The organism is Ravibacter arvi (genome assembly GCF_039540405.1).
Lineage (GTDB): Bacteria > Bacteroidota > Bacteroidia > Cytophagales > Spirosomataceae > Ravibacter > Ravibacter arvi.
On the sequence record NZ_BAABEY010000005.1, the window covers coordinates 12198 to 28614 of the forward strand.

Here is a 16417-nt window from a genome sequence, read left to right on the forward strand (position 1 = left end):
GTCGAGTTACTTTAAAGAAATAACAAACCCGGTCGAACCGCATACATCGCACCGGCCACTCAGATTTCCGATCTCCGACTTCTGACTTCCGATTTCTGATCTCCGATTTCCAATTTCCAACCTCCCATATTATACCTATGAAACACTTTATTCCTCTTTTATTTTTCTGCTTTATCCCGTTTCATAACAATAGCCAGCAAATTTACAGCGTTCACGAAGTTGATCAGCCGGCCGGGCCACGTGGCGGTATGGCCCTCATGCAACAATTTATCAGCGCCAATGTCGAGGTTCCGTTTCTGAGCGGCGTTCGCGGGCTGAATACGAAAGTGGTTGTGAAAGGGGTGATAGAGCCCGATGGTAGTATGTCTCAAATCGAAGCGGTGAATGGCCCGGATTTGCCTTGCCGGGAAGAAGCGGTTCGGGTGATGCGGTTGTATAAGGCTTGGAAACCTGCCCTTTTGAAAGGGGAGGTTGTCCGCCAGGAATTGTTTTTTCCTGTCACGTTTAAAGCCGAAGCCCGGGCCGATTTTGACAGTATTCGTTCAGCGTTTGTTCGCTACTTTGATAGAGACTTTCGTCGCGTTTCCGGTCCGGCAGGATCCGCGTTACGCAGCATCAGCCCGGTGGATCACCGGGGCCGGATTTGCAACGACGTAGTTTTTGAGCAGCTGAGAAAAAAAGAGTGGCATGAAGCCTTGCGCATTCCTTTCCGGAAGGAAGAATTCTGGTATAAAACCGGGGTTCTGGACCCGGGCACCGATTCTGTCAAAGCATCCAGGGTATTGGTCAGAGATAGTGACCGCACCAGCTACGGGCCGGTAGTTACGTACCAGGAAAACGGCTCCCGGCTTACCTTTACCGAATTCAACTCTGAACGATGGGTGAGCCACCTGCGCTATGACCTCAACGGACTCGTCAGGACGGCAAGTTATTGTGCGGATACCGTGGTGACGGAGCTCAGCTGGCACGACAACGGGCTGATTAAAAGTGTAGTGGAATACGCGACTTCACCCAATGACCGGGTTTATTCCGCACCAGCCCCGTTTTCCCCGATGTATTATCTGAACGCCTGGAGCCGTGACGGTAAACAGACCCTTGTCGATGGCGACGGGTATTGGAACGATACGGGCGTAGAACTTAATGGCGAATTGATAAGGGAATCGGGAGCGGTTGCCGCAGGACTAAAAAAAGGGAAATGGGTAGGCATCCGCGCTGACAGCTCGTTGTATTACGAGGAAGTTTTTGTGAATGGCCAACTCGAAAGCGGCACGTCTTACGACGGGGATGGTACCCGGTTTACCTATACCGATCCCGGGAAGTTGCCTGAATTTAAAGGCGGCAGGAACAAAATGTACCAGTTCCTCGCCTCCAATATCAGGTATACCGAAACGGCGGCCCGCCAGGGGGCAACGGGAAGGGTATTGATTTCGTTTGTGGTTTGCCAGGACGGTACGCTATGTGATTACGACCTGGTTCGGGGAGTGGAAAGTAGCCTGGATGAGGAGGCACTGCGCGTAGTTAAAATGATGAGCGGCTCCTGGAAGCCTGGATTTTTAAAAGGAAAGGCCGTCCGGGTAAGGCATATACTTCCCGTTAATTTCCAGATGGATTAGTGATTTATTAGCGACATTCGGCGACGGTTACAGACGCTGTCTCTGCGGAGGCTTGGTAAACTTCCCGCACCTTCCGATATTGCCGGATAAATACAACCGCTAAATCCTGAACCCTTGAAAACAGTCACGAAAACCTTTGTTAACCTGTATCCTGTCTGGATCATCACCAGTTCGTTGCTGGCCTATGTATGCCCTCCCGCATTTGCCTGGTTTTCGGGTAACTGGATGGTAGGGGCGCTGGCTTTTGTTATGCTGGGTATGGGGCTTACCCTTCATGTAGATGATTTTAAGGCCATCGCCAAAATGCCCGGTGTTGTGTTTGTAGCGAGTGTGCTCCAATATACGGTGATGCCGTTGTCGGCCTATCTTATTGCAAAATGGCTGCAGCTTGCGCCCGGCCTGGCAGTGGGATTGATTATCGTTGGCTGCTGCCCCGGAGGTACCGCTTCGAATGTTATCACCTACCTGGCACGCGGACACGTGGCATTGTCGATTATTATGACCACTGTTTCGACGCTTCTGGCCATCGTGGCTACCCCGTTGCTGACGGAAGCGCTTGCGGGAACATACCTCCCGATCGATCCCTGGGGGCTGTTCTACACCACGTTGCAGGTTGTTCTGGTCCCTGTCGTTCTGGGAATGGCCATTAATAACCGCTTTCCCGAGGTAGCTAAAAAGATGGTGGTCGCGGGACCGGTGGTTTCTGTTGTGGCACTGATTTTTATTGCCGGCAGCATTGTTGCGCTAAGCGCCGGAGCCGTAGCGGAAAACATCGGCTTGCTGACCACTGCAGCCGGCCTGCTCCATATCGCCGGATTTGCACTTGGTTACGCCATATCCAGGATTTTTGGATACAGCCATATCTTTTCGAGAACAATATCCATTGAAGTAGGAATGCAGAACGGCGGATTGGGAGCAGTATTGGCCAAACGGAATTTCCCGGCAGAGCCCTTAACTGCTGTACCTGCTATTTTCAGCAGTGTGCTGCAAAACCTGATCGGCGGGCTGCTCGCCGCTTACTGGCGATGGCAGACCGATCCGGGAAGAGAAAACGGTACATTTGCCACAAAACCACAATCTGTAGAGGAGGGCGGGTATCCCGAATGAAATTCGGATGATCCGGCGCCCCGGAGAGAACAGGATATAGGTAACCGATAATGACTTTAAGTAAAGATAAATTCGTGTCGCTTCTGACGGCGGCGATCCTTTTATGGACAATAGGTAATACGGATTGTCCGGCGCAGACCAACGTGATTTTCGATACCGACATCGGTTCGGACTGTGATGATGCAGGTGCTATGGCGGTCCTCCATAAGCTTGCCGACAAAGGGGAAATCAATATTCTCGGCGTCATTTTCAGTTCTGAAAAAAATAAATTCGGAGTGGGGACCTGCGACGCTATCAATACCTATTACGGCAGAGGGAACCTGCCGCTCGGCCACGCGAAAGGCAACGAGGTAGGCGATTCCCGGAATTTGTATTCGCAGGTAATTGCAGAAGCGAAAGATGAATATGGTCATCGTCTGGTCGATTCGGCGGCTGCGCTGCTCGACGTCTATAAGAATATTCTCGCCGGCCAACCGGACTCCAGCGTTACCATAGTGAGCGTCGGCCATCCTTACGGCCTTTACACGTTGCTGAGGGATGCGGAAGGGAAGGAGCTGATCGGCCGTAAGGTCTCCCGTTGGGTGGTCATGACCCATACGGACACTGCCCCGCTTCAGGACTGGAATTTCGGGAAAAACGGAGCGGCTCCTTATGTAAAATACCTGCTCGGGAACTGGCCCGGTAAAATATTTTTTTCCGGGGCAGGAAAAACAATCCTGACCGGTCATAAAAAACTGCCTTTTTCACCGGACCCCAATCCGGTGAAAAAGGCTTATGAAATATGGCGGTTCAACGCGCTGGTCAGGGGCCGATCAAGCTGGGATCAGATAGCGGTCCTATTTGCAGCCAGGCCAGGTTATTTCCATGTTGATGCGCGGGGAAGCCTCGTACAAAATGAGCAATACGAAACCTATTGGGACGTTGCCTCCGATCGCGCCAACCACTACCGGATTACACCGGCTCTCGATGACCGGGAAATGGAAAATATGATTGAAGACCTGATGAGCGAGCAGCCGTCAGCGAAGCGGTAGTACCCCACATTTTGATTTCCAAACGAAAGCCTCTCATCGCGTATACCGCGTGGGATCGGGCTGCTCCATACCGCCTGGCAGGAGCATAACCTCTGCGTCCGGTCATTTTCCCTTCAGATTGTTACAAACTGGCTATTTTTTGTAATGTGAGCGATAGAAAATATTTTATACCCTGCCGTTATTTGCAATAAAATAAATAGCCATAGAAAAATCCTGTAACACTGAACTTCTGAACAATATTGATAACAAGCAAGCATCTTTCATAGCTATATACTATATCTGATTGAAGTAATCTCTGTTTAATTCACAAGGGAGTCGCTATCCCGATTAAGAATGCAATTTGGTTAAATTATAATGAATTGATTTACGTGATAATTGCTAACAACTTTAAAAGTTTTTTATGACATGCATTATAACTATTTCCACTTCTTTAAAAATAAAACAATGAATTTGTGATTTTTTTCTATAGTTCTTTTGTGCCTTAATCGTGAGTTACGCAGCCCTTATCATGTCTTAAAGGCTGTCGTAAAGTATCACACACTATGACCGGGGGTATGGGCCCCACCGCCGGTATAGCAATTGAATATCGCCAACAGTTACCTGCTCTTAGCTGGTATAATTTGTCTCGCTCTTTTGATGTCGTAAAAAGAGTGCGCGCGCATGTATTGTGCTTTTTTTACACATTCAGAATGGAGATGCAATTGCCCGGTCGCTCCCGGCGACGGACATGCGCTCTCAGGGTTTTACCCTTTCGTATTACAACAATTAATTTCCCTCATTTTGTTTGTTCTTTCTTAAACTTATGATGATCAAAAGCTACAATAGTTTTTTTTTAAAGTGCAGCCGTGGGGACCAACCTTCCGCTTTAGTGCATTTTATATTCTTTTGGGTGGTTCTGACTTGTTTGATATTGCCTGATTCAGGAATCCGGGCGCAACAAGTCACCAGTTGGAGCCCAATGCCTCAGAATTGGTCCGCAAGCAGCGGTGTTACAGTTGAAAACGGGAGCGGATGCGGTGCATTGAACCGGCTGAAGTTTGATGATGCAGATGGATTGTGGGTTCAATATACGTTCCCCGCTGGAAAAAGAGCGGATAAAGTGACCTATCAATACGAGGAGTATGATTTCGATGAAAGAATGCTTTTCCAGCAAAGGATCAGCGGCGTTTGGTCGACAGTGGTAACTTATAATGGTACAGATAACAGTGGTTGTGTTCCTTCAGTTACCGCAACGGTTTCTCCCAGCGCTACCGCTATCCGTTGGTTTCAGCCGCAGGCAGATCCTAATGACTACATATGGCTCCTTTCCGGACTTAACCTTGTTGTTGTCGAGACAAAAGGGAATGTCGCCGGTGCGGTCCAGGTAACAAACGGGCCTTACCCCGCATCCGCCTCTTCACCACTTTATGTGGTAGTTGTAAACGGTAGCGGAGCCATTGTCGCCAGCTCACCTGCAATAACAACTCCCCTGCAAAACGGCGGCAATTCTTACCAGATCAGTGGTGTCCCCGAAGGAGGCCCCTATTCGGTACGGGTAAGCACAACCAGCTCCGGGAGCCCTGCGCTTCCTGCCAATTGGACCAGTAGTCCAGCAACAGGCGTCTCGGTTGTCGCCGCGCAGACCAGCAGCGGCGTAAATGTGCAGCTTACCGGACCTGATCCGAATGGCGACGCAGACGGCGATGGTATCAAAAACGGCGATGAAGGCGGTCCTTCCACCGATACCGACGGCGATGGCAAACCGGATTACCTGGATAAGGACAGCGATAACGACGGCATCCCCGACAGCGTGGAAAAAGGCACTGGCTCCACCCCGGTTGACACCGACGGCGACAGCATCCCCGACTACCGCGACTTGGATTCAGACAACGACGGCATCAACGACGTGCGTGAAGGGGGCGGATCTGCCACCGACACCAACAATGACGGCCGCGCAGACGGTACAGTTGACCCCACCACGGGCATTCCATCCAGCGCCGGCGCCAACGGCACCACTACGCCAAGAGATACCGACGGTGACGGCAAACCCGACTACCGTGACCTTGACAGCGACAACGACGGCAAGAGCGACCTGCAGGAAAACGGCAACCCGGCTGCGATTGCCGGTGACGCTGACAATGACGGTGTGATCGACTACAGCCCTGCCAATGACCCGGACAAAGACGGTATCATGTCACCTGCTGATGGGATCCCCAATACCTGGGGCGACGCAAGCGACCCATCGCCGAAAAATACCGGACCGAACACCACCGATGCGCCGGATTATATCAATCCGAAGTCCGACGGTACCAACAACGATATCAACAGCACACCGTACAAAAACCAGGATGGTAACGGCGATGGTAAAATCGACAATACCACCGACCCGGACAACGACGGTATCCCCAATGTGATCGACACCAAACCGGGTAACTTCGGCGGACTTTCGGCCTTCGACCCGAATGGCGATGCAGACGGCGACGGGATCAAAAACGGCGATGAAGGCGGTCCTTCCACCGATACCGACGGCGATGGCAAACCGGATTACCTGGACAAAGACAGCGATAACGACGGTATCCCCGACAGCGTGGAAAAAGGCACTGGCTCAACCCCGGTAGACACCGACGGCGACAGTATCCCGGATTACCGCGACCTGGATTCAGACAACGACGGCATCAACGACGTGCGTGAAGGGGGCGGATCTGCCACCGACACCGACAATGACGGCCGCGCAGACGGTACAATTGACCCCACCACGGGCATTCCATCCAGCGCCGGCGCCAACGGCATCACTACGCCAAGAGATACCGACGGTGACGGCAAGCCTGACTACCGTGACCTTGACAGCGACAACGACGGCAAAAGCGACCTGCAGGAAAACGGCAACCCGGCTGCGATTGCCGGTGACGCTGACAACGACGGTGTGATCGACTACAGCCCTGCCAATGACCCGGACAAGGACGGTATCATGTCACCTGCTGATGGAATCCCCAATACCTGGGGCGACGCAAGCGACCCGGCTCCGAAAAATACCGGACCGAATACCACCGATGCGCCGGATTATATCAATCCGAAGTCCGACGGTACTACCAACGACATCATCGGCACGCCGAACAGCGGCCAGGATACCGATGGGGACGGCAAGATCGACAATCCGGCCGACGCAGATAATGACGGTGTGGCCGATGTGATCGACACCAAACCGGGAGAGTTCGGCGGAATCGGCCTGGTGACGCCGGCAACACCCGACCTGAGGCCCCAGATTAACATGACGGATGTAGGCTTCTCGTCGTCGGCGACTACAAAGCCCCTGACCGTGCGTATCAGGAACCTGCGCAGCGGCACCACCACGACCGGACCGGTTACAGTACGTATCTACAAGCCTACGCCATCTTCTGTCATCACGTTGACCGGAGCTTCGGCCACCGCCTGGACGATATCGTCAACCCCGGGGTATTACCTGCTGACCACCAACAGTCCGATCGCCGGGCTGACCAACCGTGACATCACGGCAAGCCTGACGATCAACCCGGTAACGGCCGGCAACTTCGGACTGCGCGTGCTGATCCCGAACCTGGCCGGTGGCGAAGCCTTGCCTGACAACGGGAACAACGAAGCCAGCATCACGATATACGGCAACTAAAAACCATGAAACAGCCAACAGCGACCAGGAGCCGGCCGGTTCCTGGTCGCTGAAAGCTAAAAACTTTCACGATAGCGGCGAACACCTCAGGGGCTCACCGCTCCAACCTCACAGCTCCCATGAAAACAGCAATTTATAAGACCATCATTTGCATATTCGCCTTCCTGATCATCAGCGGGTATGCCGCCGGCCAACAGGTTGTCAACCTGTCGACCATTTACGGGCTGTATACGCCCAGCTCTTTTCCGGGTTACGGGGCTACGCACCCGGCCGCTGCAGGTACCTTCAGTGGCATGGCCACGCGGGGAGGATCGCAGGGCACGGCAATTCCCGCCGGCTCGGTGACGGTGATCGCGGTCCTGGTGCCGGAAATCCCCTGGACCTCCGAGCCCTTTACCGTACCCGCAGGCTGGGAGCTGCTTCCTGGCTCAACGCCGACCAACCTGGCTTTTGTCAACAGTGTGCCCTGGGCCGACGGTGGCGATGATTTTATGGTTGAAATACCCGTACGGGCGGTGGCGGCCAGATCTTCCACCGCCTCAAGCGCCGGGATGCAGATCAACCTGTTCGACGACAACTTTACCGAAACCGACTTCAGCGACAACAACCGGGCTTCCAGTGTTACCGTCGCCGATAATTCCCTGCCGGTCAGTTTGGGCGACTTTACCGCAAACAGGGAAGGTAACACCGTGAAGCTCGATTGGTACACCACCCTGGAGGAGAACAGTGCCTACTTCGAAGTACAGCACAGCCGGGATGCCCAAAACTGGCAGAAGCTTGGCCAGGTAACCTCGCACCGGGACAGCAAGGAGCGGAACAACTACAGCTATACACACACGATGCCTGCTTCGGGCATTAATTACTACCGGCTGAAGATGGTAGACCTGGATCTGAGCTACACCTACTCCGACATTAAAAGCGTCAGGATGAATGGTGTAGCCGCAGAAACGGTGAAGGTTTATCCCAACCCCGTCACTTCGGGCCTGCTTACGATCGAAACGGCCGGCGGCGTCCCGGTGAAGCAGGTCGAAATCCTCAACGGCGCCGGGGTACGCCTGTATACGGTGCCGGCCGGCAAGGGCGCGGTCACCACCCTGCCGGTTGAGCATTATCCTGCCGGGGTGTATACCACACGGCTGCTATACGAAGACGGATCTGTCAGCGCGCACCGCGTGATCGTAGCCAAATAAGGAACGTTCCAACCAATTAACCCGCTTGTTTTATGACCATTGCTTTAATCGATGAGTATCCGGTACTGCGCCTGGGGCTGGCGCAGCTTTTAAGCAGCCGCTTCGCAGACCTTGAGGTAAAAGAATATGAAAGTGTGGCCGGGTTCATCCGGGACCACCAGGGAGAGGAACCCGAACTGATCGCGCTCGGGCTGAACGGTTTGGGGCAGGAAGAGAACCTCAGCCTGTTATCGGCGCTGAAACGCCGGTTTCGCGCCGCCCCGATCCTGGTTTTCGATGAGCGGGTGGAGGCGATGCATGCCCTCAGCTACCTGAAAGCAGGTGCGCTGGGCTATGTCGCCAAATCAGACGACCTGGCCCGGTTGGAAGAAGCCATCGGTGAGGCCCTCAGCGGCAAACGATACATCGTCAAAGAGGTGTTCTTCGAGGCGATCCTGGAAGAGCAGGCCCCGGGTAATCTTGTGCTGACACAGGGAGAAAACAGGGTAGCGAATTATCTGATCAAAGGCATGAAGACCAAATCAATTGCCAGGCTCCTGGACAGAAGCACCTCTACCATCAGTACTTATAAAAGCCGGATTTTTAAAAAGTATAACGTCGGAAACGTAATCGAGCTAAAGGAAAAAATGAAGCCGCAGACCGGAAGGTCCTATGCCTTTTAGAAGTTTGGCGTTGACGCCAACGTCACAGCGTTTTGGGGGTTAAGTGTTGAGCAGTAAGGCAGGATTTTTTCCTGCCTTACTCTTTTTCAGGGCTTCAATTCGTTCATGAATGTCATTTGTTCGCGATCATGCTCAAGCCTTTTTGGGAGCCGGGTTAACCCTGCGAAGACGGATGGTAAAAACGGTTTCTCCCGGTTGGCCGCCAGCGGCCGCCCGGCTTTTCACGGTGAGCGTCCCGCCGTGCTGGTCCACAATTTTTTTGGAAAGGGCCAGCCCAAGGCCGGTCCCGGTATTTTTTTCCCCCAGCTCATTTACCTGGAAGAAATTGACGAAAAGTTTTCCCAGGTTATCGGGGGCAATTCCTTTCCCGGTGTCGGTTACCTGGATTTTTACCCATTCGTCCAGCAAAGCAACCGATAGGGTTATTTTTCCCCCTTCCGGTGTAAACTTGTAGGCATTCACCAGCAGGTTGAAAATTACTTTTTCAAACTGTTCCGGATCAAAAGGGACGCGTATAGTATTTTCATCGCTGATAAATTCCGACGTGATCCGATGGGCTTCGGACAGGTGCGAAAATGAGTTGAAAATATCCCGGAGAAATGTCACGAGCTCATTTTCCCGGACCTGGAGAAATAGCGCGCTTACCTCGGCTTTCCGGAAATCCAGGAGTTCATTTACGAGCCGCAACAGCCGTTCCCCGTTTGATTTTACGGAAATAAGGCGGGAATGTACGGCGGAGCGGTCGTAATCCCGGTTGAGGACAAGGTCAATCGGGCCTAATATCAGCATAATATGTGTCCTCACCTCGTGTGTGATGTTGGTGAAAAAATCAAGCTTGGCCTGGTAGAGTGCATGTTCGTATCGCAGCAGGGTGCGCAGCCAGAAGAAGCGTATAATGAAAAAGGTTGCGGCAAAGAGAGTCAACGCATAAAGTGTGTAGGCCCACCATGTGCGCCACCAGGGGGGCAGCACCGAAATCCGCATGCCTTCCGGTTTTCCCCAGACTCCGTCGCTATTCGCTGTTTTTATCCAAAGTGTATAGTCCCCCTCGGCAAGGTTGGTATAGGTGGCCGAGGGAACAGGCACAAAATTCCAGTGCTTCTCCAAGCCTTCCAGCCGGTAAGCATATTGGTTTTTCTCCGGTTTGTTATAGCTGAGGCCGGTAAAGTCAAGGGTGAAAATGTTCTGGAAGTGACTGAAGGTCAGGGTGGAGGTTTCGTTTACCGGCACGCTCAGTAGTTGTGAGCTATCCCCGGGAAATACAGGTTTGTTGTTCAGCTTAAGGCTGGTGAAAACAGATGCGGGGCCATTGCGATTCACCTTCACCTCATCCGGCCTGAAGTAGACAATCCCTTCATCCGTGCCGAAGAAAAGTTGGCCGGACCCGTTCCGAAATGCTGCTCTTGCTTTAAAAACATTGCTCGTAATACCATCAACCGTATTGTAATTCCTGACAGCGCCTGATTCCGGATCCAGGCACGACAGTCCATTCTCCGTGCCCAGCCAGAGCAGACCCGAGTCATCTTCTGCAATTCCCGCTATGTTGTTATTGCTAAGCCCTGTCTCACTGGAATAAGACCGGATGGTTTTGGCGCCGGGATCATAGCGGTTCAGGCCACTATTCATCCGGTTGCCGAACCACATCCTTTTTTTTGAATCTTCATAAATTACCTGGACCAGTTTAAGGGGCAACGTGTTGATCAGCTTTCCGTTGGCATCAAAAACCTGCATGCCTTTTACATGGCCGATCCAGATATTTCCTGCTGAGTCGGCAAACAAGCTTCGCACGTACCGGTTCCCAAGTGGAAAAAGGGTGGAGTGTTCGTTGATATGGTAGAACCTATCGTCAACCGGGTCGAACAAATTGATCCCGTCAGATTCGGTAGCGGCCCATATCCGACCTCGTTTGTCTTTTATCAGGATGGAGATATTGTCGGAGCTGAGAGAGCTTGAGTCCGCCGGATTATTCCGGTAAGCCTTTACACGACCCGTTTTTGGATCGAGGCGCGAGAGCCCTCCTCTGTACGTTGATATCCAGATGTACCCGGCTGCATCTTCCAGTATCCCGGAGATATGGTTGGAAGCCAATGTGCCGTTCTGGGTAGTGAAGTATTGGTATTTCCCGCTGGCCGGATCATAACGGTTTACCCCACCGCCCTGCGTACCGATCCACAGGTGCTGCTGTGAATCTTCCAGCACTGCACTGACCACATCGCTGTTCAGACCCTGGCCGGGCTTATCGGCTTTTATCTTGTGAAAAGGCATAACAAGATCGTGCACCACACTGATGCCTTTGTGATAGGTTCCGACCCAGATCGAATGGGTTTTGTCCTGGAAAAGGCCGTAAACGGAGTTGTTCCCAAGTGAAGCCGGATTAAGCAGGTTTTGCCGGATGCTCGTAAATTCCGACGACGGGGTATTGAGTATGCTGATCCCGTCAAATGTGCCGATCCATAATGATCCGTCATGCGTGAGCAACAATTCCCTGATATCATTGCTTGCAGGGCCTTTTCCGGGAATCTCCGATGCAGGATAGTGGATAAATTGTTTTTTTTGCCGGTCCCACCTGTGCAGTCCTCCTTTTTTGGTACCGACCCAGATATTTTTGTCGCGATCTGCGGTGATGGTGGTAATATGAAGATCATGCAATCCTCCTGTTTGCTGGTCTGCGCTTGGAAATTCTTCGTAAATCGGTTGATCCCCTTCGAAGGACATACGGATTAAACCGTTACGGCACCCGATCCATAAAGCGCCGTCCTCGTCTTCGTGAATAGCCCAGACTTCCCTTATTCCGGGTGTACCGGCAGCGTCCGAGTTCAGGTAGCTGCGGAACGTGCCCTTTTCCTTCGAGAGGAGCATGCTGATACCTTTTTTCGTACCGGCCCAGACACGGCCCTTTCTGTCTTCGTACAGCCGGATTACCGCATCGTCGCAAATACTTTCCGGAGATGAGTTTTTTAAAATACGACGAAATTTATCGGTTTTCGGGTTGTAGATGTTTAACCCACTGGGTGTCGCGACCCATATCGTCCCTTTGGTATCGCTGAGAATAGAATTGATGTAGCTGCTTGAGACGCTTGTAGTATCCGACTCGTCGTAAAGAAACACCCGGAATTGCTTCGAATCAAATTGGTTAAGGCCCTGTGTCGTGCCAAACCACATATAGCCGGTGGTATCCTGCGCGATAGCGTATACGATATTGTTGGATAGTCCATCGCCCGACCGTAGGTGGCGGAAGATAAACTCCTGCGACGTACAGGGGATACAAGCCAAAAAATGTAGAAAGGCTAAAAACAGCTTTTTGACCATAGCGCAGTTAGTTTCATAAAAGAGGTGGTGTTAAAATTCCCGGTGAAACCGCAGATTTTGATTTTATAGGATAAAGTTGCAATAAATACGATATTTGACATAAATTAACCCGAAAAAACTGGATAAAACTGGAACGTTGCAGTGCGAATTGCCGGATACCTATGACCAAGTTACCCAAAATACTTTTGGTTGATGACAGCGAAGAAGTGATCGCTTATTTGGCGGATTTACTCTATGAGGAATATCAAATTATTACTACGTCAAATGGGGAAGAAGCGATTCGCGAGCTTCAACGCGAAAACATCCAGTTGGTGATCAGCGATGTAATGATGCCGTTAATGGACGGGCTGGAATTATGCAGGCTGATCAGGAGCGACGAACGGATCTGCCACGTTCCGGTGATTCTGCTCACCGCGAAGGATTCAATGCAATCCAAGATCGAAGGCCTTGAAACCGGGGCAGACGCTTATATAGAGAAACCCTTTTACCCCAAATACCTTCTGGCACAGGTGAGCAACCTGCTCCAGAACCGGAAACAGCTCCGCGATTTCTTTTCTCAAAGTCCTTTTGTTCATGTCGGAACCATTGCTCATACCCGGTCGGATGTGACTTTCCTGGAAGAGGTATCCAGGTTTGTATTGAGCCGGAGCGACGAGGCCGAATTGGATATGGATCTTCTCGCCGACAATGTCAATATGAGCCGGATGACCTTTTACCGGAAGATAAAAGCCGTAACCGACATGACGCCCCGTGACTACGTCAACCTGGTCCGGCTGAAGCGGGCTGCGGAACTATTGACTGACGGAACCTACAAAATATACGAAATTGCTTCGATGACCGGGTATAAATCGGCCACGCACTTCAGCAAGCTGTTTCACAAGCAATTCGGTCTTAATCCAATGGAGTTTGTGAGAACGACCAGGTCGAAGGATGCTGAAAAGTGAATTTCAGGCGGGTTGGATTACCCTGTGAGGAAGTAAACCGGGGGACTTAACTTTTCTGGTTAAGTCCCCCGGTGGTGGTCATTTCAACCGGGTAGATCCCGGCCTGCAGCAGGTCTGATCGTACCTGAAACCCGACGCTTCGCCGGAGCGGCTTTTTCTGCTTCAACAGAAGCATACAGGAGAGTGTTTTTATGTATGCAGGGGGTAAATTTCCCGGAAAAGATCTTTGTATGGGTAATACCATGCCGATAGGCAGGAAGTGAAAATCCGGCAAACCGCAATCACTATGACCACTACTATTTTATCAAGACGCGACTTTCTGAAAAAGGCGGGTGCTGCCACTGCTGTGGGGGTTTCCGGCGTGTCATGGCCCGGGTTTTCGCGCAAACACCCAGTGGGTGCTCATTTGTGGGTGTATGCCTCGGCTTATCCGCCTGACTGGGATTGCACACCCAGGCTGGAAGAAATATTTGACGACATGCGCTATGCCGGGATTGAAGGCCTCGAAGTAATGGATGTGCTTTTGCGTCGTAACGGTAATCCGCAAACGTTGAGGGAGTTGAGCCAGAAGTATAAGGTCCGGATTCTGGGGACTTCCTATAGCGCCGACATCTGGAACCAGGCGCTGAGAACCCGGATACTGGACGATGTCGCCCTGGTTACAGAGCGATTGCAGGAATGCGGCGGAAAAACTTTTGGCATATCTGTAGGGACGCCGCGCCGGAAGAAAACCGTAGAAGAGCTGGATGCCCAGGCGCTGACGCTTAAAGAGATTTATGCCATCTGCAGCAGGCACGGTATTGTGGCCAATCTTCATAATCATACTTACGAAGTTGAAAACGATCTCTACGACCTGAAGGGAACACTCGCACGGCTTCCTGAAAGCAAACTCGGTCCGGACCTGGCCTGGCTGGTAAGGGCCGGTGTCGACCCGGTGGAGTTTATCCGTAAATATCACCGCAACATGGTGTATCTGCACCTTCGCGACCAGGATCAATCAGCTAACTGGACCGAAGCGATGGGCGAAGGGAATATCAATTTTGACGCTATTGCCAGAGTCCTGAAAGAGGTGAACTACTCAGGTCCCGCCACCATAGAACTGGCCTTCCCGAAAGGTTTTACTCCGACCCGGCCCCTCCGCGAAAGCTGGAAAATAAGCCGGGGATTGGTGAGGGAGAAGTTTGGGTGGTAGGAGGAAATCGGAAATCAGAAATCGGAAATCGGAAATCGGAAATCGGAAATTGGCTTTGCAAACGCAGACTGATTTCCGATTTCTGATTTCCGATCACCTTATCCCTCCACCGGCAGATAAAACGAAAACGATGCTCCGAGCCCTTTGATGGACCTGGCGGTGATGTAGCCGTTGTGGTTGGTCACGACACGTTTGCAGATGGCGAGGCCGATACCGGTACCCTCATAGCTGTCGCGCCCATGGAGGCGCTGGAAAAGTGCGAAAACTTTTTCCGCGAATTCTTCGGCGAAGCCGATCCCGTTGTCGGTGATGGTAATGCAATGAAAGTCAAGCTGTTTGTGAGCAGGCATGCAGCTGCCGATTTCACTCCCTTTCACTACGGCGTGTGTCACGCCGATTGCCGGAGCAAGGCCCGGTTTGGTATACTTTAATGCATTTTCCAGCAGGTTTTGAAAAAGCTGGACCATCTGAGAGGGATAAGCGGACACCGTAGGCAGGTCGTCGCTGGTAATGGTTGCGTTCTTCTCTGCGATAGCCAGCGACAGGTTGCTCTGAACTTCCCGCAGGGTTTTGTTCAACGCCACCTGTTCCCTGCTGTTCTGAGGGCGCATGAGCTGCGAGAATGCCAGCAGGTCGTGGATCAGTCTTTGCATTCTTCCGGCCGATGAGCTGATTTTTTCAAGGAGCGTCCTGCTTTCCTCGCTCATCCCGGCGGCATGTTTTTGCTCAATCCTATCTGAAAAGCTCTTGATCTTTCTCAGTGGCTCCTGGAGGTCATGCGACGCGCTATAGGCAAATTGTTCCAGTTCGTTGTTCGACCGGTTCAGGTTTTCAATTTTGTTTTCAAGATCGGCGCGATACTTCCGGTTCCGTAGCAATTCTCCATCCAGCAGGTAGAAGATGGCAGCCATAAATACCACCGAGACAAGCGTGAGCAGCCAGTTGTACCGAAAGAGCTGAGACTGGTAATTGTTCCTTATTTCAAGCCTGAGGTCCATCAGGGCAGCCGCCTTTTCCTTCAATTGCGCAATCAACTGGTAGGTTTCCCGCATGGCGGTGGTGTTGGGCAGGCTCAGTTTTCCCGGTTTTGAGAAAAAAGTCAGGTCCGGAGCGGAATCCGGCGTACCCAAATCATACAGAACGTAGATTCCTGCACGGATCTCCCTGTTTAATTTTCGTTGATCTTCTTCCCGGGAAAGCAGGGAGTCCAGCCGGCTGCTCTGCCCGAGCAGCAGCGGTACATTATCCAGCGCAAGGTCTCTGTTCGACCGGTTACCGTAAGCGTTATGGGCGAGTATATTAAAATTGATCTCATACAACGTTGTCGACAGGCTGCTCAGTTCGGTCAATACCTGCTGGCTGTTATCCACCTGGGCGGCATAAAAGGTCAGGTGCCGGTTAACGCGGTTGAAACCGATCGAAAGTCCGACGATCAGCAGCAGCGGTACCAGAAAAAGCAGCCGGAACAGCGCAAGCGGGTTCCGGAAATTAAATTTCAGTCGCGGGGGCTGGTATAGTCTGAAATTCATGGCTGGTTTCGGGATAAGAAACCCCTTGGCCGGGGTCTGAGTTCCTCAGTTTAAGGGTGATCGGTTTGCCTGGTGTTCAATTTAAGCCACAAGTCCAATGAGTTTATAATCTGGAATTGATTGAATGTGGAATTTTATACTCATATTTGACTATCGCAAAGAAGTAGTCTAATACCAGTGGGCAAAATCTTTGCCAGCGATACCGATTTACCAGTTTT

At 51.8% G+C, this 16417-nt stretch carries 11 protein-coding genes; 8 read left to right on the forward strand and 3 right to left on the reverse strand.

What is annotated here, in order from left to right; genetic code table 11:
* Positions 1 to 137 precede the first annotated feature (137 nt).
* From ABD852_RS03315 to ABD852_RS03340, 6 genes are all read left to right on the forward strand, one after another.
* Positions 138 to 1613, forward strand: a complete 1476-nt coding sequence (locus tag ABD852_RS03315) for an energy transducer TonB (RefSeq protein ID WP_345026593.1) — start codon at positions 138 to 140, stop codon at positions 1611 to 1613.
* 114 nt (positions 1614 to 1727) lie between these two features.
* The gene (locus tag ABD852_RS03320) at positions 1728 to 2720 is read left to right on the forward strand and encodes a bile acid:sodium symporter family protein (RefSeq protein WP_345026594.1); all 993 of its coding nucleotides are present in this window, start codon (positions 1728 to 1730) and stop codon (positions 2718 to 2720) included.
* Between the two features lie 50 nt (positions 2721 to 2770).
* On the forward strand, positions 2771 to 3751 hold the full coding sequence (locus ABD852_RS03325) for a nucleoside hydrolase (RefSeq protein ID WP_345026595.1): 981 nt from the start codon (positions 2771 to 2773) through the stop codon (positions 3749 to 3751).
* A gap of 958 nt (positions 3752 to 4709) precedes the next feature.
* The gene (locus tag ABD852_RS03330; protein WP_345026596.1) at positions 4710 to 7373 is read left to right on the forward strand and encodes a hypothetical protein; all 2664 of its coding nucleotides are present in this window, start codon (positions 4710 to 4712) and stop codon (positions 7371 to 7373) included.
* Between the two features lie 119 nt (positions 7374 to 7492).
* Entirely contained in the window at positions 7493 to 8563 is a 1071-nt protein-coding gene (locus tag ABD852_RS03335) for a T9SS type A sorting domain-containing protein (protein WP_345026597.1), read from the forward strand.
* Between the two features lie 32 nt (positions 8564 to 8595).
* Positions 8596 to 9225 carry a LuxR C-terminal-related transcriptional regulator gene (locus ABD852_RS03340; RefSeq protein ID WP_345026598.1) on the forward strand — a complete coding sequence of 210 codons (630 nt, stop codon included), beginning with the start codon at positions 8596 to 8598 and terminating at the stop codon, positions 9223 to 9225.
* A 132-nt stretch (positions 9226 to 9357) separates the two neighbouring features.
* On the opposite strand, the gene ABD852_RS03345 is transcribed toward ABD852_RS03340, so the two are convergent.
* Entirely contained in the window at positions 9358 to 12534 is a 3177-nt protein-coding gene (locus ABD852_RS03345; RefSeq protein ID WP_345026599.1) for a two-component regulator propeller domain-containing protein, read from the reverse strand.
* Between the two features lie 161 nt (positions 12535 to 12695).
* Here ABD852_RS03345 and ABD852_RS03350 point away from each other — a divergent pair, with 161 nt between their 5' ends.
* The gene (locus tag ABD852_RS03350) at positions 12696 to 13478 is read left to right on the forward strand and encodes a response regulator transcription factor (protein WP_345026600.1); all 783 of its coding nucleotides are present in this window, start codon (positions 12696 to 12698) and stop codon (positions 13476 to 13478) included.
* 46 nt (positions 13479 to 13524) lie between these two features.
* Here ABD852_RS03350 and ABD852_RS03355 read toward each other — a convergent pair whose 3' ends face one another.
* Positions 13525 to 13653 carry a hypothetical protein gene (locus tag ABD852_RS03355; protein WP_345026601.1) on the reverse strand — a complete coding sequence of 43 codons (129 nt, stop codon included), beginning with the start codon at positions 13651 to 13653 and terminating at the stop codon, positions 13525 to 13527.
* Between the two features lie 111 nt (positions 13654 to 13764).
* Between ABD852_RS03355 and ABD852_RS03360 the strand changes: the two genes are divergently transcribed.
* A complete protein-coding gene (locus tag ABD852_RS03360; protein ID WP_345026602.1) occupies positions 13765 to 14670 on the forward strand; it encodes a TIM barrel protein in 906 nt (301 codons plus the stop codon).
* A gap of 98 nt (positions 14671 to 14768) precedes the next feature.
* On the opposite strand, the gene ABD852_RS03365 is transcribed toward ABD852_RS03360, so the two are convergent.
* The gene (locus tag ABD852_RS03365; protein ID WP_345026603.1) at positions 14769 to 16199 is read right to left on the reverse strand and encodes a sensor histidine kinase; all 1431 of its coding nucleotides are present in this window, start codon (positions 16197 to 16199) and stop codon (positions 14769 to 14771) included.
* Between the last annotated feature and the right edge of the window lie 218 nt (positions 16200 to 16417).

Coding starts and splice junctions, on each gene's coding strand:
- ABD852_RS03315 (WP_345026593.1), top strand. CDS start 138: ATGAAACACTTTATTCCTCTTTTATTTTTCTGCTTTATCCCGTTTCAT.
- ABD852_RS03325 (WP_345026595.1), top strand. CDS start 2,771: ATGACTTTAAGTAAAGATAAATTCGTGTCGCTTCTGACGGCGGCGATC.
- ABD852_RS03330 (WP_345026596.1), top strand. CDS start 4,710: ATGCCTCAGAATTGGTCCGCAAGCAGCGGTGTTACAGTTGAAAACGGG.
- ABD852_RS03335 (WP_345026597.1), top strand. CDS start 7,493: ATGAAAACAGCAATTTATAAGACCATCATTTGCATATTCGCCTTCCTG.
- ABD852_RS03340 (WP_345026598.1), top strand. CDS start 8,596: ATGACCATTGCTTTAATCGATGAGTATCCGGTACTGCGCCTGGGGCTG.
- ABD852_RS03345 (WP_345026599.1), bottom strand. CDS start 12,534: ATGGTCAAAAAGCTGTTTTTAGCCTTTCTACATTTTTTGGCTTGTATC.
- ABD852_RS03350 (WP_345026600.1), top strand. CDS start 12,696: ATGACCAAGTTACCCAAAATACTTTTGGTTGATGACAGCGAAGAAGTG.
- ABD852_RS03355 (WP_345026601.1), bottom strand. CDS start 13,653: ATGCTTCTGTTGAAGCAGAAAAAGCCGCTCCGGCGAAGCGTCGGGTTT.
- ABD852_RS03360 (WP_345026602.1), top strand. CDS start 13,765: ATGACCACTACTATTTTATCAAGACGCGACTTTCTGAAAAAGGCGGGT.
- ABD852_RS03365 (WP_345026603.1), bottom strand. CDS start 16,199: ATGAATTTCAGACTATACCAGCCCCCGCGACTGAAATTTAATTTCCGG.